Consider the following 20,933-nt stretch of genomic DNA (forward strand, 5'->3'; position numbering starts at 1 on the left):
GGCTAGCTCTCAAGCAGGAAGGTCACCGGTCCGTCGTTGATCAGTTCGACCCGCATGTCGGCGCCGTACTCGCCGCTGTCGACGCGGGGCCAGGCGGACTCGGCACTCTCCACCAAGTAGTTGAACAGGCGCTTGCCCGCTTCGGGGGGCGCTGCGCTGGAAAAGCTCGGTCGCAACCCCTTGCCGGTATCGGCAACCAAGGTGAACTGCGAGACCAGCAGCAGATCGCCACGCGCCTGCTGCAGGTTGAGGTTCATCTTGCCCTCGATATCGCTGAAGACCCGATAGTTCAGCAACTTGTACAGCAATCTGTCGGCTTGCTGCCGATCATCGTTGCGCTCCACACCGATCAGGGCAAGCAGGCCATGATCGATGGAGGCGATGCGCCGGCCATGGACATCGACGCTGGCACGCCTGACGCGTTGGATGAGCGCTTTCATGATGACTCCTCGCTCGCCATACTGATACATTAGGTAATTAGTGTATCAGTATGACACAGGCCGACCGCAGGAGACACGTCACCAGGCGCGGCACACCATGATGTCGCAGTGGGGCTCGGCAAGCAGCTGTTCGGTGAGGTGACTCTGTCGTCCCAGCTGGCCGCGGCTGCCCATCGACAGCAGATCCGGCGGTTGGCGCCTGAGGCGATTCATCAGCACCTCGAGCGGATCGCCCTGCTCGAGTTCGAGCTGCAGGTCGGGCACATCCTCGAGTTCGGCCATGATCTGCTCCACTTCACGCTCCAATTGCTGGCGCAGACGCGCCACTTCGCGATCGCGCCAGCGTGCATAGTCGCTGTTCGAGCCGAGCTCACGTTCGCCGGGAACGTTCCAGGCATGCAGCAGCGTCAGCGAGGCCTCGGGATAGCGCTTGAGTGTTTCGCGCAGGGTGTGGCGACAGGCCAGGGAGAAGTCAATCGGCACCAGGATGTTCTGCCACTCCTGGGTCGCCAGGTGGCTGACCGAGAGTACCGGACAGGGCGCGCTACGCAGCACGCGGGCAAGCGTGGTGCCACTCACCAGATCGGGCTGACCGCGCTTGCGGTGCGTGCCGAGAATGATCATGTCCACCGAGCGGTCGTGCGCCTCGCGGATGATCTCGGCATAGGGCGAGCCGGCAACGATCTGGATCAGCGTGCTGGGCTCGACGAGGGCATAATCCTCGCGCAGATCGGTCATCGTGCGCTGGATCTCCTCTACCAGTAACGGCTCCAGATCGCGTAGCGCCTGGCGTGGCAGATGAGGATCGAGAACATGGAGGATGTCGAGACGCGCACCGCTCTCATTGGCCAGGCGAATGGCGCGAGCGAAGGCGGAGCGATTCTCGGCGGAGAGGTCACAGGCGAACAGTAGCGTCTGAGTCATGGTGTGTTCCGTTTCTCAGTTGGCTTGGCGCGCAAGCCTGGCTCGACAGACGGTCACTCCTCAGCATGGCGCCACTCTTCACGCTTCGCAAGTCACGGGTGCAACTCGGCTGGTTCGGTGCCCCTCATGACTCTCTCACCACCAGTGATGGAAATGGTGCACCGGGCCATGGCCGCTGCCAACGCGTAGCCTGTCGCTCGCTTCCAGCGCGGCGTTGAGCCACTGCTTGGCGCTATTTACGGCGCAAGTGAGCTTCTCGCCGCGGGCCAAGCAGGCGGTGATCGCCGAGGAGAGCGTGCAGCCGGTGCCATGCAGGTTGTCGGTATCGATGCGTGGTCCGTCGAGCCAGTAAACGCCGTCCGCTCCGGCGAGCAGGTCGGGGCAGCGCTCGCCCTGGAGATGGCCGCCCTTGAGTAGCACCCGGCCGGCGCCCAGGTGGTTCAGGGCCGGCAGCATCGCCTCCATAGCATCGGTGTCTCGTGGGGTATTGCACTCCAGCAGTACTGCCGCTTCCGGCAGGTTGGGGGTGATCAGGTCGGCCAGTGGCACAAGAATGTCGCGCACTGCCCTGATGCCGGCATCGTCGACCAGAATGTCGCCACTCTTGGCGACCATCACCGGATCGAGCACCACCCAGCGCGGACGCCGCCGGTTCAGGGCGTCGCGAATCACCTCGGCGACCTCGCGACTGGCGACCATGCCGATCTTCACCGCATCGATCTCGATATCGGCGAACAGCGTCTCGAGCTGCTCGGCGATGAACGCTGGCGGTACCGGGTGGACGCCGGTCACACCTCGCGTGCTCTGGGCAGTCAGCGCGGTGATCACGCTGGTACCATAGGCGCCCAGCGCCGAAAAAGTCTTGAGATCGGCCTGGATACCGGCGCCACCACTGGGGTCGGAGCCGGCGATGGTCAGGGCATTGGGTATGCAAGGAGAGTGGGGCATCGGCATGCGACCGCTATCGGTAAAATTGAATTCTAGCCTACTTCAGGCACTCTCGGAGGCGTCATGCTGAGTCTGTTTCTGGTGGCGCTGGCGAGCGCCACCCTTCTGCCGGGGGGCTCCGAGGTATGGCTGGCGCGACAGTGGTGCGTCGGTCAGCCGGCCCTGGCGCTATGGCTGGTGGCGACCAGCGGCAATACGCTGGGGAGCCTGATCAACGTCTGGATGGGCCGCTATGCGCGGCGCTTCCAGGATCGGCGCTGGTTTCCCGCCTCGCGGTCGGGGCTTGAGCGAGCGGAGCGCTGGTATCACCGCTTCGGCGAGTGGAGCCTGCTGCTCTCCTGGGCGCCGCTGATCGGCGACCCGCTCACCGTGCTGGCCGGGGTGTTCCGGCTGCCCTGGTGGCGGGCGGTGCTGCTGATCCTGATCGCCAAGGGGGCGCGCTATGCACTGGTGCTCTACCTGGCCCACCTCTGGCTGCTGCCGCTATGCCAGTAGCACGGAAGCCGCTCTTGCCGCTCCTGTGATACTGATTAGAGCACCGAGGGGAGCCAGGTAGCCAGCCCCGGGAACAGCGCCAGCGCCCCGAGCATGGTCAGCTGCAGCAGGATGAAGGGGATCACTCCGCGGTAGATCGCCGTGGTCGGCACCGAGTCGGGCGTTACGCCGCGCAGATAGAAAAGCGCGAAGCCGAACGGCGGCGTCAGGAACGACGTCTGCAGGTTGACGGCGATCATGATGCCCAGCCAGATCGGATCGATACCCATGGCCAGCAGCACCGGGCCGACGATCGGCACTACCACGAAGGTGATCTCAATGAAATCTAGGATGAAACCTAGCAGGAAGATCACCAGCATCACCACCAGCGTGGCGCCAACCACGCCCCCGGGCATCGCCTCGAACAGCTCGGTGACCAGCTCCTCGCCGCCATAGGCGCGAAAGACCAGCGAGAAGAGGGCGGCACCGATCAGGATCAGGAATACCATGCTGGTCACATGGGTAGTGGTACGCAGCACGTCCTTGAGCACCGCAACGTTCAGGCGACGCTTGGAGAGTGCCAGCAACAGGGCACCGAAGGCGCCTACCGCCGAGGCCTCGGTGGGCGTGGCGAAGCCCCCCAGAATCGAGCCGAGCACGGCAACGATCAAAAAGACCGGCGGCACCAGCCCCTTGAGCAGCAGCGGCCAGACGCTGCCCTGATGGTTGAGCTCCTTCATCAGTTGCTGGCGGTCGGCGGGAGGAGCCATCTGCGGCTTGAGCCAGGCGACGATAGTGATGAAGACGATATAGGCCATCACCAGGATCAGGCCGGGGACCAGTGCGCCGATGAACAGGTCGCCTACCGAGAGTGTGCGCGGGCTCCAAACGCCCATCGCCAGCTGTGCCTGCTGATAGGCGTTGGAGAGCACGTCGCCTAGCAGCACCAGGGCAATGGAGGGAGGAATGATCTGGCCGAGGGTGCCGGTCGCACAGATCGTGCCGGTGGCGAGTGCCGGCGAGTAGCCGCGCTTGAGCATGGTCGGCAGCGACAGCAGGCCCATGGTCACCACGGTGGCGCCGACGATACCGGTCGAGGCCGCCAGCAGCATGCCGACCAGCACCACCGAGATACCCAGCCCACCGCGCAGCGAACCGAACAGCATCGCCATGGCGTCGAGCAGCGTTTCGGCGATACGTGACTTCTCCAGCAGCACACCCATCAGCACGAACAGCGGCACGGCCAGCAACGTCTGGTTGGTCATGATGCCATAGAGCCGGTTGGGCATCGCCGCCATGAAGTTGGCCTGGAAGGGGACCGCCACCCCCATGCCGTCGAGCATGAGGCCCAGCCCGGCGAAGGCCAGGGCGGTGCCGGCCAGCGACAGCGCGACCGGGTAACCCAGCATCAGTACCAGACACACCGTGGCGAACAGGAAGAAGGGCATGTAGACGAGCAGATTTTCCACGACTACAGCACCTCCTCGTGCTCGTGAATCTTAACGGCGGGCAGGTGACCGCGGAGTATGAGTATTTGACGGATTATCTGGGCGATGCCCTGGATCAGCAGCAGCGCCATCATCACCAGGATGAGGCTCTTGAGCAGATAGACGGCCGGAATGCCGCCATCGGAAGAGCGCTCCAGGATCGCCCAGCTGCTTCTGACGTAGCGCAGGCTGCCAATCGCGATGAACAGCACCACCGGCAACAGCAGGAACACGCTGCCGGCAAGATCGACCCAGGCGCGGCCACGCGGCGACAGCCGGCGGTAGAAGATATCCACTCGCACGTGACCGTCATGCTTGAGGGTATAGGCGGCGGCCAGCATGAACACCATGGCATGCATGTACATGACCGACTCCTGCATGACGATGCTGTGCATGCTGAACACGTAACGCAGCACGACGATGGCGAACTGCACCAGCATCATCACCAGTACCAGCCAGGCAACGGACCGGCCGATGATTTCCGTGAAGGCGTCGAGCCATGAGAGCAGAGGGGGCTCGCGATTCGCGCGGTTCATGAGGCCTCTCGATTAGCGCTTGTTAGATTGGGTGGCGCGATATCATCGCTGATTACAGCGCTAGCGTCACCCTTTCCTGCGGTATCCTGCGACGAGAGGTGGCGCTGGCGCCTAGCCGGGCATGGCACTGCTGTCGTCCAGGGCGGCCTGGCAGGCATCGGGCAGACGTATGTCGACAGCGATCGGTAGATGGTCGGAGAAGAGTTGATCGAGTACACGCACGTCGTCGGCGGCGATCGAGCTCGAGATCAGGATATGATCCAGCGCGCGACGCGGCTGCCACGAAGGATAGCTGAGCAGCGGGCGAACCGGATGCAGCGGCAGCGATGCGCAGAAGCGCGAGTGTGCGTTGAGCTGGTCCGGCGTGCAGTTGAGATCGCCCATTACCACCACGTGACGAAGCGGGGTGATGATCTCGCTCAGATAGTCGAGCTGGCGTACGCGGGCACGATGGCTCAGCGCCAGATGGGCGACGAAGAGGTGCAGGGCATCGTCACCTTCACCATAGCGGGCATGAATGGCACCGCGCCCGGGCAGGGTGCCGGGTAGGCGGTGCTCTTCGATCTTAGCCGGGTGAAGACGCGAGAGTAGACCATTGCTGTGCTGGGCGACCCGCCCCAAGTTGCGATTGAGTTGCTTGAAGTGGTGGGCGAAGCCCGCCCGGCTCGCCAGGTACTCGACCTGATTGACGTTGCCGGAGCGGAAGCTGCCGCCATCCACCTCCTGCAGGCCGACGATATCGAACTTGCCGAGCACTTCGCTCATCAAGTCCAGCCGTCCGGCCCGCTTGGGGTGCGGAAAGAAATGCTGCCAGCTGCGCGTGAGGTAGTGATGGTAAGCCGATGTCTGGATGCCCACCTGTAGATTGAAGGTGAGCAGGCGCAGGTGGCCCGGTTCCCGCTCCATCATCATGCTCTCCAACCCGCTCACGACACCGCTCACCGTTACTCGCCCCTTTCGTCACGTACCCGTTCGATCAGTGCGCCGGCAATCTGCGGCATGTTCTCAAGGCTCCCCGCCGTCGACGGGCTGACCACATAGCGGCCATCGACGATCAGCGCTGGCACGCCCATCAGCTGGAATTCACGCATCCGCGCATGGGCCTGGTTGACCTGGCTCTTGACGCCGAACGAGCCGAGCGCCGCACGCGCCTCCTCCTCGCTGACACCGTAGTCGCTGAAGAATGTCGCGACATCATCGACGTCGGTCAGCGACCGACCCTCCTGATGGATGGCGTCGAAGAAGTCGGCGTGCACCTGCTCAAGAATGCCCAGCTCCTCGGCCGCGTAGTAGGCCGCAGCATGCTTGTTCCAGTCACCGCCCATGGTCGCCGGCATATGGATTACCTCGACGTCATCGGGAAGCTCCTCGAACCAAGGCGTGACATGCTCCTGCAGACGGTAGCAGTGTGGACAGCCATACCAGAACGCTTCGGTCACTTCGATCTGTCCTTCGTCAACGCGGGTGGAAACCGGGTTGTCGAGTACCGTGTAGTGCTGGCCCTCGACCAGGGTCTGGGCCGACACCAGCGTGGAGAAACCGAGGCCCGCCAGGGCTACCATCAATGTCTTGAACATCTACTTCTTCTCCTTGATGAGGGAAGCGACATGCCTAGCGCAGTCGCCATCGTCCCGTGTGCTGTCTGTTGGAGCGGCGGTGCAGCGCTCGGTTCCCGTGCAAATCGTGAAACAAAACGTCACTCCACTTCAACCCAATGAAGGAAGGCGGCCAAGGCCGCCTTCCTTCATGCGTCGGACAGACCGCCTCTCGCTACAGTGCCGCTACGAATCAGTTATGCAGACCGTAGATATAGTTGGCCACCGCTTCCATGTCGGCATCGCTCATCTTGGCGGCGATATCGCGCATGATCGCATTGGGGTCGTTGGCACGCTCGGCGTTGGCGAACTCCTGCAGGGAGGAGACCGTGTAGGCCGGGAACTGGCCCGAGAGCGCCGGATAGACGGCACTGCCGATGCCTTCACCGGTTGGGGTGTGGCAGGCCGCACAGGCGGGTATGCCCTTGGACATATCGCCGGCGCGGTAGAGCTCCTGGCCGCGGGCGATCAGCTCGTCAGCCGCTTCGGCCTGGCCGATGTTGGGCTCCTGCTGAGCATAGAAAGCCGCTACATCATGCGCATCCTGATCACTGTAGTTAGCGACGATACCGGCCATCTCTGGCACCACCCGATTACCGTCACGAATGTCTATCAACTGCTTGGCGATATAGGAGGCCTGCTGCCCGGCGATATGCGGGAAGGAGGGGGAGGGGCTGATCCCCTCAGCGCCATGACAGGCCGCACAGACCTGTGACATGGCACGTCCAGCGGCGGGATCGCCATCTATCTCTGCGTGGGCCACGCCAACGGCGCCCATGGTAATTGCCAGGCTTGCCAGTAACTTTCTCATCGCTAATCCACTATGCCGTTTCGTTGTTAACCGGTACGTACCCTGGGTGCCGCCCAGCTTTCTCGAATCCGAAACTGGACTTGCCTTCGCTCGGCAGCGCCCTGAGTCGTTCCGGGTTCGCTGCCAACAAGAGCACGGTGGTACACTAGCGTGCCCCAGGTCGCAGACAAAAGACATCGCATTATAACGAATCCCCGGGATAACGTGAATGCACCTGCCCTGCGCCCGCGCCTTTCATAGGTCTTATCTCTTACGCCAGGATCCCGCCACGTCATGTCGCATATCAATTATCAAACCGCCTGCTTCCTGACCAGTGCCGCCACCCTGGCCCAGTGCCCGCCTGACAGCGGCTCGGAAGTCGCCTTCGCCGGGCGCTCCAACGCCGGCAAGTCGAGCGCCATCAATGCCCTGACCCAGCACAAGGCGCTGGCCAGAACCTCCAAGACGCCGGGACGTACCCAGTTGATCAACTTCTTCAGTCTGGCCGGCGGCGAGAGCCAGCGACTGGTGGATCTGCCCGGCTACGGCTTCGCCAAGGTGCCCGAGCAGGTCAAGCTCGAGTGGCAGCGCCACTTGGCCGACTATCTTCAGCGCCGCCAGTCACTGCGAGGCCTGGTTCTAGTGATGGACGTGCGTCACCCGCTCAGCGAATTCGACGAGACGATGCTCGGCTGGGCCGACGAGCAGGACATGGCCGTGCATATCCTGCTGACCAAATCCGATAAGCTCAAGCGGGGCGCGGCCAAGGAGTCGCTGCAGAAGGTGCGTAACCGCCTGCGTGAATGGGAGGATCTGGTCAGCGTGCAGCTCTTCTCCTCGCTCAAGCGCGAGGGGCTCGACGAAGCGCGCCAGCGTCTCGACCAATGGCTGGCCGAAGATCCAGCCCCGCAGGCGCAGTAACATACCCTTGAGCCTGTCTGCGCGGCAGCTCGAAAATGCCTGCCCAACGCGGCGCGGTGGGTGCTGCTGCATGTAGGTGGTTCAGGGCGCGCTGTCGTCGCTATCGCAAAGACGTCGGGCACGGGGGTGGGCGGCATCGTAGCTGGCGGCCAGGTGCTGCCAGTCGAGCCGGGTATAGATCTGGGTCGTCGAGAGGTTGACGTGTCCGAGCAGCTCTTGGACGGCGCGCAGATCCTGGCTCGACTCCAGCAGATGGCTGGCGAAGGAGTGACGCAGACGGTGCGGGTGCAGATGCTCCGGCAGGCCGCGACGGCGCGCCAGCTCGGCCAGGCGCAGCTGTATGGCTCGGTGGCCGAGCCGGCGCCCATGCTGGGCGACGAACAGCGCCGGCTCCCCCGGGGCGGCCAGGCCATCGCGCAGCTCAAGCCAGCTCGCCAGGGCCTGGCGAGCGCGCCCACCCACCGGTACCTGGCGGGGCTTGCTGCCCTTGCCGATCACGCGCACGCGTTGTGCCTGCAGGTGGGCGACATCCAGCGCGGCCAGCTCGGCCAGGCGCAGGCCGCTGGAATAGAGCAGCTCGAGCATCGCCTGGTCGCGCCGCGCGAGCGGCGAGTCGTCATGGGGCGTATCGAGAAAGCGGCCGAGCAGGTCGATATCCACCGGATGTGGCAGATGGCGAGGCTGGCGCGGTGCCTGGGTCAGGCTGACCGGGTTGTGGGAAAGAATCGCCTTGGCCACCAGATGGGTGCAGAAGCGCGACACGGCGGCACGCCGACGGGCCAGGCTGCGCGGCGCCAGCCCGCGGCTGCGCTCGCTGCCCAGGAAGCGTCTCACCAGACCGATCTCCAGGGCGCTCCACGTGGTGAGGCCGGCCTGCTCTGCAAAGCGCGCCAAGGCGTCGAGATCGCGGCGGTAGGCGGCTACGGTGGCGGGACTCGCGGTTGCCGCGAGCTCACCCAGGAAGGCCTCGGCCTGCTCGGCCAGCGGCGAGGCGTGCAAGACACTATCAGGCACTGTTGCCGCCATGGCGCACCAGCAGGCGTGCCACCACGTCGCCCAAGTACTCGGTGAACAGGGTGTCGAGGGTGGCACGGAAGTGCTCCGGATCGGGGCTCGCCAGTACCAGGTAACCCAACGGTTCACCCAGACACAGCCGTGTCACGGCGCAGGAACCGCCCTGCCGTGGGACCGGTACGTGCGGTAGCAGGCGCTTCCAGTCGGTACAGGTGAGCCGGGTACAGCGACTGGTGCGCCCATCGAGCAAGGCGGCCAGGCGCTGGCCGGCGGCATTGTCGAGCACATGGCGCGGTGCTTGAGGGGGGTGAGGCTCGTGATCGGTGAGGCTCGCCGGGCACCACAGTGCCACCGCCGGGGTCTTGAAGCGTTCGCTGAGCTGGGTGGCCAACGCCTGGCCCATGGCGTCGCTGTCCTCGGCCTCCAGCAGGGCCAGCACCATCTCGCGGATGCGCCGGTACTGGCCCTCGTTGTGGCGTGCCGAGTCGAGCAGCTGCTCGAGTCGCCACTCGGCGCTCTCGGCACGCTGGCGCAGGTCGTGCACCAAGCGTTCGAGCAGCGAAGTGGTGCCCTGGGTGCCGGGGTGGGGCACCTTGAGCTGCTGGAGCAGTCCTTCGCGACCGACGAAAAAATCGGGATGACGGGCCAACCATTGGGCGACTCGGTCGGGGTTCAGTGTCTGGCGCGGTTCGGGAGCCGGAGCGCGAGCCATGAAGATACCTCCTGTCGCAAACGTACAGTGTGTGACGTCAGGCCAGTGCGACGCGGCCGTCAAAAACGCGTTCGGCGGGCCCGGTCATGCGTAGCGGTGCTTCACCGTCTGCCCACTCGATACTCAAGTCGCCACCCGGCAGGTGCACCGTGACCGGACTTGCGAGCAGGCCCTGGCGAATGCCGCTGGCCACCGCCGCGCAGGCCCCGGTACCGCAGGCCAGTGTTTCGCCCGAGCCGCGCTCGAAGACCCGCAAGCGAATCTCATGGCGTGACACGACCTGCATGAAGCCGGCATTGACCCGCTTGGGAAAGCGCGGATGACGTTCGATCAGCGGCCCCAGGTGAGCGACCGGCGCCTCATCTACGCTCTCGACCTGCAGTACGGCATGTGGATTGCCCATCGACACCACGCCGATCTCCAGGCGCTGCCCCGCCACATCCAGGGAGTGCAGGGGCGCGTCCGCTTCGGCATCGAAGGGCAGCGCCTGCGGGGCAAAGCGCGGAACGCCCATGTCCACGGTCACGCGGCCATCCTCCTCGACCTCCAATGTCAGCGGGCCGCCGCTGGTCTCGACGCGGATGCAGTGCTTATGGGTCAAGCGCTGGTCGCGCACGAAACGCGCAAAGCAGCGTGCACCGTTGCCGCAGTTCTCCACCTCGCTGCCATCAGCATTGAATATCCGATAGCGGAAGTCCATGTCCGGGTCCAACGGCGGCTCGACGATCAGCAACTGATCGAAGCCGATGCCGAAGTGGCGATCGGCGAGTTGCTGGATCTGCTCGCTGCGCAGCCGGGCACGCTGGGTGACCAGGTCGATCACCATGAAGTCGTTGCCAAGCCCATGCATCTTGGTGAAATGCAGCAGCATCAGTCGCTCCCCTCACCGCCGGGAAGCAGCGACTCGCCGGCCCACAGTGCCTCAAGAGGCTCGCGACGGCGCACCAGGTGGGCCTGGTCGCCATCGACCATCACCTCGGCAGGCTTGGGGCGGCTGTTGTAGTTCGAGGCCATCACGAAGCCGTAGGCGCCGGCCGAGCGCACCACCAGCAGGTCGCCAGGCGCAATCGCAAGGGCACGATCCTTGCCCAGGAAGTCGCCGGTTTCGCATACCGGGCCGACCACATCGTAGTGCTGTGTCTCGCGCGACGTGCGGGTGTCGGCCGGCAGAATCTGCTGCCACGCCTGGTAGAGCGCGGGGCGGATCAGGTCGTTCATGCCGGCGTCGACGATGGCAAAGTTCTTCTCCTCGCCGGGCTTGAGGTATTCGACCCGAGTCAGCAGCACGCCGGCATTGGCGGCAATCGAGCGGCCTGGTTCGAACAACAGGGTCAACGGCCGGCCCCCTTCCCAGCGTGAGAGGCGCTCGAGCAGCGAGGCGGCGTAGTCGAAGGGCGCCGGGGGTTGTTCGCCCTGGTAGGGCACGCCAAGTCCGCCACCAAGGTCGAGATGCTCGATCTCGATGCCGCGGGCATGGAGCTTGTCGAGCAGCACCAGCAACCGGTCGAGGGCGTCGAGAAACGGCGAGAGTTCGGTGAGCTGGGAGCCGATATGGCAATCAAGCCCCACCACTTGCACGTTGGCCATCGCGGCAGCCGTTTCATAAACCGATAGCGCTTCGTCCACGGCGATGCCGAACTTGTTGGCCTTGAGCCCGGTGGAGATGTAGGGGTGGGTCTTGGCGTCGACATCGGGATTGACGCGCAGCGACACCGGCGCCAGCTTGCCGAGCCTGCCGGCCACGGCGTCAAGTCGCTCGAGTTCGGGCAGCGACTCGACATTGAAGCACTTGATGCCGACCTCCAGAGCCCGGACCATCTCCGCTTCCTGCTTGGCGACGCCGGAGAAGACCACCTTGGCGGGGTCGCCACCTGCGGCCAGCACCCGCTCCAGCTCGCCCAGTGAGACGATGTCGAAGCCGGCGCCGAGTCTTGCCAGCAGGTTGAGCACCGCGAGGTTGGAGTTGGCCTTAACCGCGTAGCATATCAGGTGCGGGTGATTGCCCAGAGCCTCGGTATAAGCGCGGAAGTGACGCTCCAGGGTGGCGCGGGAGTAGACGTAGCAGGGGGTGCCGAAACGCTCGGCCAGCTGCGACAGCGGGACATCCTCGGCATACATTTCACCGTTGCGGTATTCGAAGTGGTCCATGCTCAGCTCTCTTCATCGGGCGTTTCGTCGTCAGGCTCGGATGCGGGGACGGTGTGGGTGACGTCGCCCTGAGGGTCGTAGCGCTCGGCTGCGCGGGGGTCGTCGGGTGGGTAGAGGGGGCCCTTCTGACCACATCCCGCCACCATGAGCAGCGCCAGTGCCAGCACCGCGAGGCGTGATCTCCCGGCGCTTTTCATGTCAGTGCTTCTCATCGAGAGCCGCCAGTGCATCCCGGGCGCGCTGCGCCGCGGCGCGTACCTGGTTCGGGGCGGTGCCACCGATATGGTTGCGCGCCGCCACCGAGCCCTCCAGTGTCAGTATCTCGAACACGTCCGCGTCGATCTGATCGGAGAACTGGCGCAGCTCCTCGAGGCTCATCTCGGCCAGGTCGCGCTTCTCGCGAAGGCCGAAGGCGACCGATTGACCGACGATCTCATGAGCGTCACGGAAGGCGACACCCTTGCGCACCAGATAGTCGGCAAGATCGGTGGCGGTGGAGAAGCCGCGCCGTGCGGCTTCCTTCATGCTGTCTGGCTTGGCCACGATGGCCGGCACCATGTCGGCGAATGCCCGCAGGCACCCCTTGACCGTGTCGAGGGTATCGAACAGCGGCTCCTTGTCCTCCTGGTTGTCCTTGTTGTAGGCCAGCGGCTGTGACTTCATCAGCGTCAGCAGCCCCATCAGGTGACCGTAGACGCGCCCGGTCTTGCCACGCACCAGCTCCGGCACGTCGGGGTTCTTCTTCTGTGGCATGATCGATGAGCCGGTACAGAAGCGGTCGGGCAGATCGATGAAGTCGAACTGGGCGCTGGTCCACAGGATCAGCTCCTCGCTCATCCGCGACAGGTGCATCAGCAGGATGCTGGCAAAGGCGGTGAATTCGATGGCGAAGTCACGATCGCTCACCGCGTCCAGCGAGTTCTCGGCGGGGCGGGTAAAGCCGAGCAGCTCGGCGGTGACGTGGCGATCGATCGGATAGGTGGTGCCGGCAAGGGCCGCGGCGCCCAGCGGCATCACGTTGACCCGGCCCCGGCAGTCGCGCAGGCGCTCCTGGTCGCGGGCGACCATCTCCTGCCAGGCCAGCAGGTGGTGGCCGAAGGTGACCGGCTGGGCGGTCTGCAGATGGGTGAAGCCGGGCATGATGGTATCGGCCTCGCGGTCGGCCAGCTCGATCATCCCTTGGCGCAGGCGTGTCAGTTCGGCATCGACCGCGTCGATCTCGTCACGCAGGAAAAGACGGATATCGGTAGCCACCTGGTCGTTGCGCGAACGGCCGGTGTGAAGCTTCTTGCCGGTGATGCCGATCTTGTCGGTCAGGCGTGCCTCGATATTCATGTGCACGTCTTCGAGCTTCATCGACCACTCGAACTCGCCGCGCTCGATCTCTCCGGCGATCTCGTTGAGGCCCTCGACGATGGCGTCACGCTCGGCCTCGCTCAGTACCCCGACCCCGGCCAGCATGGTGGCGTGGGCGATGGAACCGCGGATGTCGTGGTGCGCCAGGCGCTGGTCGAAACTCACCGAGGCGGTAAAGCGCTCGACAAAGGCGTCGGTGGGTTCGCTGAAGCGTCCGCCCCAGGACTGGTTGGTAGACTTCGTCATCAACTGGGATCCTGCATGTTTGTCATGAAGAGTGGCATGAATGATCGGCATCAATCGTCTGCAAGCGCCTATGGTCTGGAAGTGTACCAGAGTCCACGCCACTGGCCACGCCGGCCAAGCGGGCGGGACGATTACGGACGTGGCGTTTTTCCTCCATGGGCCAGTGCATTATGATGGTGTCATGAGCAGAGGGCGTCGGCCCTTTTGTGCCTACCTTAACCAGGGGCTATCGATAGCGGCAGCCCCTGCCGATGGGAGATTGATGTGGCTGCCATTTCCACGCTGCGAATCGCCACCCGCAAGAGCCTACTGGCCTTGTGGCAGGCTGAGCATGTCCGCGACCGACTGATGGCCGAGCATCCTGGGCTCCAGGTAGAGCTGGTGCCGATGTCCACCCGGGGCGACGTGATTCTCGATACTCCGCTGGCCAAGGTCGGCGGCAAGGGGCTTTTCGTCAAGGAGCTCGAAGAGGCGATGCTCGACGGTCGTGCCGATATCGCCGTGCACTCGATGAAGGATGTGCCGATGCACTTCCCCGAGGGGCTCGGCCTCTCGGTGATCCTGCCGGGAGCCGAACCCACCGATGCCTTCGTCTCCAACGACTACGCCTCGCTGGACGCGCTGCCCGAAGGGGCGCGCATTGGTACCTCGAGCCTGCGCCGCGGTCTGCAGATGCGCGAGCGGCGTCCCGACCTCGAGATATTGAGCCTGCGCGGCAACGTCCAGACGCGGTTGGGCAAGCTCGATGCTGGCGAATTCGATGCGATCATCCTCGCCACCTCCGGCTTGCGCCGCCTGGGACTGGGCGATCGCATCGCCATGGAGTTGCCGCCGGAGGTGTGTCTGCCGGCCTGTGGCCAGGGGGCACTGGGCATAGAGTGCCGCAGCGACGACGCCGAGATCATCTCACTGCTGGCGCCTCTCGACGACCCGGATACTGCCACCCGCGTACGCGCCGAGCGGGCCATGAACACCCGCCTGGAAGGGGGCTGTCAGGTGCCCATCGGGGGGCATGCGATCTTCGAGAATGATGGGCATACCTTGTGGCTACGTGCCTTGGTGGGCAACCCCGACGGCTCGCAGGTGCTGCGCGCGGAAGGGCGGGGCAACGCCAGTGAACCCGAAACGCTGGGTATTCGCGTCGCGGAGGATCTGCTCGATCAGGGGGCCGGTGAGATCCTCGCCGAGATTTATGGCAGCGAAGAGTTCTGAGTTCCGACCGCGCGTCCTGCTGACTCGCCCCGGCGAGCGCGGCCAGCGCTTGGCCGAGGCGTTCTCGACACACGCTGTCGAGGCGCTGGCCCTTGACGTGATGTCCCACCAGTTGCTTCCTGAAACACCGGCCCAGCGCAGTATCTGGTTGGATATCGATCAGTATCGGCGCATCGTGGTGGTCAGCCCCTTCGCCGCCGAGTGCCTGGCCGATGCGCTGGATCGCTATTGGCCACAGCTGCCGCTGGGGCCGAGCTTCTATGCCGTGGGTGCCGCCACGGCCGAGGTCCTTCACCAACGCCTTGGCGTTAGGGTGCATGTACCGATGCCGGAGCGGGGAGAAACCAGCGAAGCCTTGCTGGCGCTGCCCTCCCTGGCTGCTCTTGATGAGCAGAAAGTGCTGCTGGTGGCGGGGGAGGGGGGGCGGCCGCTTTTGGCTGAGGCTCTGGTCGCACGTGGTGCTCAGTTGGCGCGCCTGGCACTCTATCGGCGCGTCTTGTTGCCGCCCGAAGGCGAGGCCAGGGAGTGGCTGGCGCAGGGCGACTACGCCGCACTAGTGATCTCAAGCGGTGAAGTGCTCGAATATCTGGCAGGATGGTGTGGGTCGAAGGCGTTGAACCAACCGCTAATCGTGTCCAGTCGCCGTTTGGCTACACTGGCAGACAGCCTGGGTTTCGCTGAGGTGCGCGTCGCGGGGGGCGCATCGGTCGCCGCCCTGATGGCAGCGGTGCTGAGTGCCTGCGACCTGGATGACGCAGAAGACGATCATGACGATCTAGAAAAGGGCTAGCGACAAGATGAGTAAGCAACCAAATGATCAGGACGAAAAGCAAACGTCATCCGATGCCACGCCACAGGCTTCTGCCAGTGCCAACAGCGGTGTCAATAAAGGCGCCGACAGCGACGCCAAGCGCACCGATGAGACGCATGCCGTCGCCTCGGGTGCCAGCGCTGTCGCCAAGCCTGATGATAAAGCCAAGTCTGACGAGAGCGGCAAGCCCGACAAGCCCGAAAAGGGCCGTTCGGAAGCGCGCTCGCGTCGCCGTCGCGGCCGGTCCGGCGGCGGCTCATCGTCCGATTCATCAATCGCTGCCGCTCCCCCGGGCGCTATTCTCGCCGATACTAGTAGTGCCGAACTGGCCCGTGCCGAGCAGGGCGAGCCGGCCACGGTGAGTCCGAACACGTCATCGAATGCCAGCACAGCGGAACCGGCCAAGCCCAACACTGGCAAGCCGGACTCAAACACGCCGGGTAAGGATAAACCTGCCCAGGATAACGTGGCCGACCCGCAGAAGAAGGTTCCGCCCAAATCGCAAAGCGACGAGACCAAACCCGCCGGTACGGCGGGCGTTGGCGGTGGAAGCGGTCGATCGGGAGCGGGGGGGCCGCCACGCGACACGCGCCGCGGTGGCGGCAAGTTCGGTCTGGCGGCACTGGTGCTGGCGATCGTGGTCGGAGCCGCCTTGATGGTATTTGCCTGGCAGGCCTGGGAGCGCCTGGATGCCCAGCAGCAGCGGCTGGCCGAGCTCGAGTCGGGCCAGCAGGCCAGTGGCGATAACATCAGCGAGATCGAGTCGCGTCTCGGGCAGAGTGCCGATCAGCGCGACGCAGCCCTCGACGAGGCGCTGCAGAGCATGCGTCAGGAGTTCGGCAGCTATCGCGAGGAGGTCAACGAGACTCTCGATCGCGTACTCAGTGAGCTTTCCAGCGTGCAGGAGACCGACGAGCGCGAGTGGCTGCATGCCGAAGCGGCCTATCTGTTGCGCCTCGCCAACCAGCGTCTGCAGCTGGAGCGCGACGTGGAGGGCTCCGCCGCGCTGCTGCGCACCGCCGATGCTCGCCTGGTCGATGCCGACAACCCCGCGCTCATGCCGATACGTCGCGCGATCGCCTCCGAGCTGGCTGAGCTCGACGCCGTGCCGCGTATCGATCGTACCGGTCTCTACCTGAGTCTCGATGCCCAGCAGCAGCAGCTTTCGCGCCTGCCGCTGAATCAGGATATCGAACAGCTCGCCGCCGCGCCCGGCGATGATTCACCGCCTACGGGCACCTGGCAGCAGCAGCTTTCGCGATTCGGTGGCGAGCTGCGCGATCTGGTCACCGTGCGTCGACACGACGAGGCGCTCGAAGCGCTGATCTCGCCCCAGCAGGAGTCCTATCTGCGCCAGAACGTGCGTCTGCTGGTCGAGCAGGCCCAGCTGGCGCTGCTGCAGGAGGAGCAGACGCTCTACGAGGCCAGCCTCGACAAGGCGATGGAGCTCGTCGAGCGCTACTACGATACTGACCGCGACGGCGTGCAGCGCTCGCTCGAGCGATTGAGCGAGCTGCGCGATGCGAGCATACGCCCCGAGCTGCCGGACATCAGTGGCTCCCAGCAGGCGTTGGCGGAGTTCATCGAGCGGCGCTTCAATGGCGGGACGGCCGAGGAGAATGGCGGCCAGGGAGATGACGCATGAGAAAGCTGATCCTCCTGATCGTCATCGGGCTGGCGCTCGGGGCGCTGTTCGGTCAATTGATGGTATCGGTGCCTGGCTACTGGCTGATCCGGGTCGGCGATACCTCGGTGCAGACCTCCTTCTGGTTCGGCCTGATACTACTGTTGGCCGCCTTCATGGTGCTTCACTTCACGTTACGCATCTTCAGCCGCATGCGCCGCCCGGTGAGTCGGCTCAAGTTGTGGAATAGCCGCACACGCAATCGCAACGCCATGAAGCGTACCGTCAAGGGGCTGGTGGCACTGGCCGAAGGGCGCTGGAAGCGCGCCGAAAAGTCGCTGGTCAAGGCTGCCGACGACTCCAGCACGCCGCTGGTCAACTACCTATCTGCTGCTCTGGCGGCGCACTACCAGGGTCGCTACGAGCAGGCCGATACCCTGCTCAAGCGCGCCCATCTCTCCACCGAAGGCGCCGACAGCGCGGTGGGCATGTTTCAGGCCCAGTTGATGCTCGACCGTCAGCAGTTCGAGGAGGCCCTGGCCATTTTGACCCGGCTCGACAATCAGGTCCCTGGCCATCCTCAGGTGTTGAAGCTGCTCAAGCAAGCTTATCTCAGCGTCAATGACTGGGACGGCTTGCGCCGCCTCACGCCGCGGCTCGCTTCCCAGCAGCTGATTGCCCAGGAGGAGCGCCACACCCTCGAGCAGCGCGCCTACCGCGAGCTGCTGATCGATGCGGCGCGCAGCCCCAACGATGTGGAGCGTGCGCGCAACTTATGGGCAGACATGCCGGACTACCTGCGTGGCGATGTCGAGCTGGTGGTGTTATATGCCGAAGCGCTAGTGCGCGGTGGCGAGGAGGCGATCGCCGAGCGCTTGCTGCGCCACTCGCTCAAGGAGCACTGGGATTCTCGGCTGGTGCTGCGCTATGGCCTGCTCAACGTGGATGCGGCGCGTCAGCTGGTCTATGCCGAGAAATGGCTGCAGGAGCGGCCCAACGATCCGGACCTGCTGTTAACTCTGGGTCGGCTGTCGCTACGCAATGCATACTGGGGCAAGGCCCAGGAGTACTTCGAGGCAAGCCAGCGTCAGCGCCCGAGCGGTGTGGTATGTGCCGAGCTGGCTCGGCTGTATGCCAACCTGGGTGAGCACAACAAAAGCCAACTCTACTATCGTCAGAGCGTGGAGCTGCTCGACAAATCGCTCCCCTCACTTCCCCAGCCCAGCGACGACAATCCCTGAATTTCACTCATATTACTTGCTCTCCGGGCGCCGCAAGGCGCCTTCTTTATATACTGCCCGTATGTCGTTCGCGGCGGCGCTCAGGTGGCCTTCCTGCTCGGCGAAGCCTACATTGCCATCGACTCGGCGATCATGACCGTACTAATCCGGGTACTGTCAGAAATCCTCCCGAAGACCTTGGGCGCGACTGATTGGTGGGCAATGACTCCATCTCTCCCACCAATTCTGAAATTCATGATCGTCATTATGGGTCCTTTCATCTGGCTGACTGAACTCATTAACAACCGGCTTGGGAAGTCGAAGACCGATATCGTTCATAATATGCGCACTTACGCCAAGCAGAAATGGTTGAAGCGCCTCAAACGCGATGAGCCGACTCGCTGAACCTGACGTATGGGCATCAATCAACCCAGCGTAATGCTGCCCAAGAGGCTACAAAGAGATAGCCTCGCATGACCTCGGAAAGGTACCTAAGCTCAGTAGAAGCGTACGCCCACCTTGACGACCTTGTCGCCCTGCACTTCGCTGACCACCCAGTGGATGCCGTGCCAACTCACATTATCGCCTACCACGGGATGGCCGCCGACGCGTGTGGCAATGAACTCTCCTAATAACAGTTCCCCCTCCCCGGGCGTGATCGACAGACCATAGGCTTGAGCAATATCCACCAGCTTGGCTTCGGCATTGATGGTGAAGGGACCAAAGAATTCTTGTGTCTTCTTGAGCCGCGCTTCTCCGCTGAACAGCCGGTTTAAGGCGGGCAGATCCTCGTTGCGTCCGATGACACAGACCACATCCTCTAACTGTAGCCGGGTGCTGCCCTTGGGGTGCAACATGGTGTGTTCGCGGAAGAGGGCAGAGATCAAGGCACCCGATGGGAAGCGGAGCATGCGGATCGGCGCATCATTCAGGGTCGGGTTCTCGACTCGATAGACATACATCTCATAGTCGTTCTCGGGCAGGATGCCAAGGGGGCCACGATGATTGGGCTCAACACCGGGAGGTACCTCCACTTTCATCCAGCGGGCCATCAAGGAGATGGTGCCTCCCTGGATCAATAGCGACATTAGTACGACAGCGAAGGCGGCATTGAAATAGAGTGAGGCATCCTCGACGCCGCCAATGACAGGGAAGATCGCCAGTACGATGGGAACCGCACCTCGAAGGCCCACCCAGGAGATGAAACCGATTTCATGCCAACGGAACTTGAAGAACGGTTTGACCGATATGAGAACGGCCAATGGGCGAGCCACGAAGATCAGTGCCAGACCGACGATCGAGGCTGGTAGCGCGTACTCGAGCAGGTCGGCCGGATTGACCAGCAACCCCAGCACCAGGAAGAGGCCGATCTGGCTCAGCCAGGCCAGGCCATCGTTCACAGGAAGAATGAAGTTGAGATGTTTGCCCGGCTGGTTGCCGATCATCAAGCCGGTGAGATAGATGGCCAGGAAACCGCTACCCCCCAAGTGGCTGGTCAGGCCGAATACGCAGAAGCCCAAAGCCAAGGCGAGCAGCGCGTAGAGCCCTGCGGCCAAGTCCACCCAGCGGATCAGGCGGGCGGCCAGTAAGCCACCAACTACCCCGATTGCCATGCCGACCCCGAACTGTTGCACCAGGAATAGCAAGGTGTCTAGGATCCCACCCATATCCCCTACCAATAGCTCAATGAGCATGATGGTGAGGAAGATCGCCATGGGATCGTTGGTGCCGGATTCGATTTCCAAGGTGGCGCTGACACGCTCGTTAATATTTACGCCTTGGCCATTGAGCATCGAGAACACCGCGGCCGCGTCGGTCGAACCGACGATGGCCCCTATCAGCAACCCCTCGATCAGGCTGAGGTTGAAGATCCACATGGCGATCAGCCCGGTGATGCCAGCGGTCAGAAAAACCCCGACGGTGGCCAAGGACATTGCGGGCTTGAAAGCGGCACGAAAGGTAGAGAGTCGTGTACGTAGCCCGCCATCCAGCAGGATCAGGGCCAGGGCCAGATGGCCGATGATGAAGGCCATCGAATAGTCGTCGAAGCGAATGCCCAGCACGCCCTGTTCGCCAGCCAGCATTCCCAGGGCGAGAAAGATGACCAGCAGCGGCAGGCCGAATAGCGACGAGAGTCGGCTGGCCAGAATGCTCAGCGCAAGAAGAAAGCCGCTGAGGAGAAAAAGAGTATTGATGGAATCCATGCGCCGAACCTTGATCGGTGATGGCCGCCAGTATGACACATCCACGTGAACCTCAACGGTAGTCAGGGCGCTATAACATGAGGTGTCTCGTAGCTCAATGGCGATATCCTGAAGCGGCCTGAAAGTAACTATTTAATTTATAATAAGTTGTAATGCGTTTTGGCAAGGGCAGGGAAGTCGAAGAGGCTCTGGTGCATGTCGGAGCGGACACATTTTTCAAGCCATATTCTGCCAGTTCGACTCCCTCGACTTCGGTCGCCGGAGCCGGGTG

The 20,933-nt window shown here is 63.6% G+C and carries 21 protein-coding genes and 1 pseudogene; 7 read left to right on the top strand and 15 right to left on the bottom strand.

Annotated elements, in window-relative coordinates; all coding sequences use genetic code 11:
• Positions 1–2: 2 nt before the first annotated feature.
• The 3 genes from dtd to thiD all read right to left on the bottom strand — a co-directional run bounded on the left by dtd (position 3) and on the right by thiD (position 2,312).
• Positions 3–440 carry a D-aminoacyl-tRNA deacylase gene (gene dtd, locus HJD22_RS11105; protein ID WP_208655188.1) on the bottom strand — a complete coding sequence of 146 codons (438 nt, stop codon included), beginning with the start codon at positions 438–440 and terminating at the stop codon, positions 3–5.
• Positions 441–518: 78 nt separating this feature from the next.
• Complete coding sequence (locus HJD22_RS11110) at positions 519–1,364, bottom strand: universal stress protein (protein WP_208655187.1); 846 nt, start codon at positions 1,362–1,364, stop codon at positions 519–521.
• Between the two features lie 135 nt (positions 1,365–1,499).
• Positions 1,500–2,312, bottom strand: a complete 813-nt coding sequence (gene thiD, locus HJD22_RS11115) for a bifunctional hydroxymethylpyrimidine kinase/phosphomethylpyrimidine kinase (RefSeq protein WP_208655186.1) — start codon at positions 2,310–2,312, stop codon at positions 1,500–1,502.
• Positions 2,313–2,375: 63 nt separating this feature from the next.
• Between thiD and HJD22_RS11120 the strand changes: the two genes are divergently transcribed.
• On the top strand, positions 2,376–2,807 hold the full coding sequence (locus HJD22_RS11120) for a YqaA family protein (protein WP_208655185.1): 432 nt from the start codon (positions 2,376–2,378) through the stop codon (positions 2,805–2,807).
• Between the two features lie 35 nt (positions 2,808–2,842).
• On the opposite strand, the gene HJD22_RS11125 is transcribed toward HJD22_RS11120, so the two are convergent.
• The 5 genes from HJD22_RS11125 to HJD22_RS11145 form a co-directional block, all read right to left on the bottom strand.
• Complete coding sequence (locus HJD22_RS11125; protein ID WP_248730229.1) at positions 2,843–4,246, bottom strand: TRAP transporter large permease subunit; 1,404 nt, start codon at positions 4,244–4,246, stop codon at positions 2,843–2,845.
• An 11-nt stretch (positions 4,247–4,257) separates the two neighbouring features.
• Positions 4,258–4,809 (bottom strand): TRAP transporter small permease subunit, encoded by a 552-nt coding sequence (locus HJD22_RS11130; protein WP_208655184.1) that lies wholly within the window; start codon positions 4,807–4,809, stop codon positions 4,258–4,260.
• 111 nt (positions 4,810–4,920) lie between these two features.
• Complete coding sequence (locus tag HJD22_RS11135) at positions 4,921–5,721, bottom strand: endonuclease/exonuclease/phosphatase family protein (protein ID WP_208656839.1); 801 nt, start codon at positions 5,719–5,721, stop codon at positions 4,921–4,923.
• A gap of 32 nt (positions 5,722–5,753) precedes the next feature.
• Entirely contained in the window at positions 5,754–6,386 is a 633-nt protein-coding gene (locus HJD22_RS11140; protein ID WP_208655183.1) for a thiol:disulfide interchange protein DsbA/DsbL, read from the bottom strand.
• Positions 6,387–6,597: 211 nt separating this feature from the next.
• Positions 6,598–7,215, bottom strand: coding sequence for a cytochrome c (locus HJD22_RS11145; protein ID WP_208655182.1), 618 nt, complete (start codon positions 7,213–7,215; stop codon positions 6,598–6,600).
• Positions 7,216–7,488: 273 nt separating this feature from the next.
• On the opposite strand from HJD22_RS11145, the gene yihA reads away from it, so the two are divergent.
• The gene (yihA, locus tag HJD22_RS11150; RefSeq protein WP_208655181.1) at positions 7,489–8,115 is read left to right on the top strand and encodes a ribosome biogenesis GTP-binding protein YihA/YsxC; all 627 of its coding nucleotides are present in this window, start codon (positions 7,489–7,491) and stop codon (positions 8,113–8,115) included.
• 81 nt (positions 8,116–8,196) lie between these two features.
• Here yihA and HJD22_RS11155 read toward each other — a convergent pair whose 3' ends face one another.
• The 6 genes and pseudogenes from HJD22_RS11155 to argH form a co-directional block, all read right to left on the bottom strand.
• The gene (locus HJD22_RS11155; RefSeq protein ID WP_248730218.1) at positions 8,197–9,129 is read right to left on the bottom strand and encodes a tyrosine recombinase XerC; all 933 of its coding nucleotides are present in this window, start codon (positions 9,127–9,129) and stop codon (positions 8,197–8,199) included.
• A complete protein-coding gene (locus HJD22_RS11160) occupies positions 9,122–9,841 on the bottom strand; it encodes a DUF484 family protein (protein ID WP_208655179.1) in 720 nt (239 codons plus the stop codon). The genes HJD22_RS11155 and HJD22_RS11160 overlap by 8 nt, the downstream gene beginning before the upstream one ends.
• 37 nt (positions 9,842–9,878) lie before the next feature.
• Positions 9,879–10,712 carry a diaminopimelate epimerase gene (dapF, locus tag HJD22_RS11165; RefSeq protein WP_208655178.1) on the bottom strand — a complete coding sequence of 278 codons (834 nt, stop codon included), beginning with the start codon at positions 10,710–10,712 and terminating at the stop codon, positions 9,879–9,881.
• On the bottom strand, positions 10,712–11,989 hold the full coding sequence (gene lysA, locus HJD22_RS11170) for a diaminopimelate decarboxylase (protein WP_208655177.1): 1,278 nt from the start codon (positions 11,987–11,989) through the stop codon (positions 10,712–10,714). Before lysA ends, dapF begins: the two co-directional genes overlap by 1 nt.
• A gap of 80 nt (positions 11,990–12,069) precedes the next feature.
• Positions 12,070–12,186, bottom strand: a pseudogene (locus tag HJD22_RS18110) (lipoprotein); the annotation flags it as partial.
• Position 12,187: 1 nt separating this feature from the next.
• On the bottom strand, positions 12,188–13,591 hold the full coding sequence (argH, locus tag HJD22_RS11180; protein ID WP_208655175.1) for an argininosuccinate lyase: 1,404 nt from the start codon (positions 13,589–13,591) through the stop codon (positions 12,188–12,190).
• A 264-nt stretch (positions 13,592–13,855) separates the two neighbouring features.
• On the opposite strand from argH, the gene hemC reads away from it, so the two are divergent.
• From hemC to HJD22_RS11205, 5 genes are all read left to right on the top strand, one after another.
• On the top strand, positions 13,856–14,803 hold the full coding sequence (gene hemC, locus HJD22_RS11185; RefSeq protein ID WP_302051026.1) for a hydroxymethylbilane synthase: 948 nt from the start codon (positions 13,856–13,858) through the stop codon (positions 14,801–14,803).
• Complete coding sequence (locus HJD22_RS11190; RefSeq protein ID WP_208655174.1) at positions 14,784–15,593, top strand: uroporphyrinogen-III synthase; 810 nt, start codon at positions 14,784–14,786, stop codon at positions 15,591–15,593. The genes hemC and HJD22_RS11190 overlap by 20 nt, the downstream gene beginning before the upstream one ends.
• Positions 15,594–15,600: 7 nt before the next feature.
• Positions 15,601–17,259 carry a uroporphyrinogen-III C-methyltransferase gene (locus tag HJD22_RS11195; protein WP_208655173.1) on the top strand — a complete coding sequence of 553 codons (1,659 nt, stop codon included), beginning with the start codon at positions 15,601–15,603 and terminating at the stop codon, positions 17,257–17,259.
• The gene (locus HJD22_RS11200) at positions 17,256–18,479 is read left to right on the top strand and encodes a heme biosynthesis HemY N-terminal domain-containing protein (RefSeq protein WP_208655172.1); all 1,224 of its coding nucleotides are present in this window, start codon (positions 17,256–17,258) and stop codon (positions 18,477–18,479) included. The genes HJD22_RS11195 and HJD22_RS11200 overlap by 4 nt, the downstream gene beginning before the upstream one ends.
• Positions 18,480–18,563: 84 nt before the next feature.
• On the top strand, positions 18,564–18,863 hold the full coding sequence (locus HJD22_RS11205) for a CNNM domain-containing protein (RefSeq protein WP_208655171.1): 300 nt from the start codon (positions 18,564–18,566) through the stop codon (positions 18,861–18,863).
• A gap of 92 nt (positions 18,864–18,955) precedes the next feature.
• On the opposite strand, the gene HJD22_RS11210 is transcribed toward HJD22_RS11205, so the two are convergent.
• On the bottom strand, positions 18,956–20,662 hold the full coding sequence (locus tag HJD22_RS11210) for a potassium/proton antiporter (protein WP_208655170.1): 1,707 nt from the start codon (positions 20,660–20,662) through the stop codon (positions 18,956–18,958).
• Positions 20,663–20,933: the final 271 nt, after the last annotated feature.

This window comes from Halomonas sp. TA22 (assembly GCF_013009075.1).
Lineage (GTDB): Bacteria > Pseudomonadota > Gammaproteobacteria > Pseudomonadales > Halomonadaceae > TA22.

What these genes read in the sequence shown, in the direction of transcription:
- HJD22_RS11140 (WP_208655183.1), bottom strand. Translation starts at nt 6,386, where the DNA reads ATGTTCAAGACATTGATGGTAGCCCTGGCGGGCCTCGGTTTCTCCACG.
- HJD22_RS11190 (WP_208655174.1), top strand. Translation starts at nt 14,784, where the DNA reads ATGGCAGCGAAGAGTTCTGAGTTCCGACCGCGCGTCCTGCTGACTCGC.
- dtd (WP_208655188.1), bottom strand. Translation starts at nt 440, where the DNA reads ATGAAAGCGCTCATCCAACGCGTCAGGCGTGCCAGCGTCGATGTCCAT.
- lysA (WP_208655177.1), bottom strand. Translation starts at nt 11,989, where the DNA reads ATGGACCACTTCGAATACCGCAACGGTGAAATGTATGCCGAGGATGTC.
- HJD22_RS11110 (WP_208655187.1), bottom strand. Translation starts at nt 1,364, where the DNA reads ATGACTCAGACGCTACTGTTCGCCTGTGACCTCTCCGCCGAGAATCGC.
- HJD22_RS11130 (WP_208655184.1), bottom strand. Translation starts at nt 4,809, where the DNA reads ATGAACCGCGCGAATCGCGAGCCCCCTCTGCTCTCATGGCTCGACGCC.
- thiD (WP_208655186.1), bottom strand. Translation starts at nt 2,312, where the DNA reads ATGCCCCACTCTCCTTGCATACCCAATGCCCTGACCATCGCCGGCTCC.
- HJD22_RS11135 (WP_208656839.1), bottom strand. Translation starts at nt 5,721, where the DNA reads ATGATGATGGAGCGGGAACCGGGCCACCTGCGCCTGCTCACCTTCAAT.
- HJD22_RS11145 (WP_208655182.1), bottom strand. Translation starts at nt 7,215, where the DNA reads ATGAGAAAGTTACTGGCAAGCCTGGCAATTACCATGGGCGCCGTTGGC.
- argH (WP_208655175.1), bottom strand. Translation starts at nt 13,591, where the DNA reads ATGACGAAGTCTACCAACCAGTCCTGGGGCGGACGCTTCAGCGAACCC.
- HJD22_RS11160 (WP_208655179.1), bottom strand. Translation starts at nt 9,841, where the DNA reads ATGGCTCGCGCTCCGGCTCCCGAACCGCGCCAGACACTGAACCCCGAC.
- HJD22_RS11120 (WP_208655185.1), top strand. Translation starts at nt 2,376, where the DNA reads ATGCTGAGTCTGTTTCTGGTGGCGCTGGCGAGCGCCACCCTTCTGCCG.
- dapF (WP_208655178.1), bottom strand. Translation starts at nt 10,712, where the DNA reads ATGCTGCTGCATTTCACCAAGATGCATGGGCTTGGCAACGACTTCATG.
- HJD22_RS11210 (WP_208655170.1), bottom strand. Translation starts at nt 20,662, where the DNA reads ATGGATTCCATCAATACTCTTTTTCTCCTCAGCGGCTTTCTTCTTGCG.
- yihA (WP_208655181.1), top strand. Translation starts at nt 7,489, where the DNA reads ATGTCGCATATCAATTATCAAACCGCCTGCTTCCTGACCAGTGCCGCC.
- HJD22_RS11195 (WP_208655173.1), top strand. Translation starts at nt 15,601, where the DNA reads ATGAGTAAGCAACCAAATGATCAGGACGAAAAGCAAACGTCATCCGAT.
- HJD22_RS11200 (WP_208655172.1), top strand. Translation starts at nt 17,256, where the DNA reads ATGAGAAAGCTGATCCTCCTGATCGTCATCGGGCTGGCGCTCGGGGCG.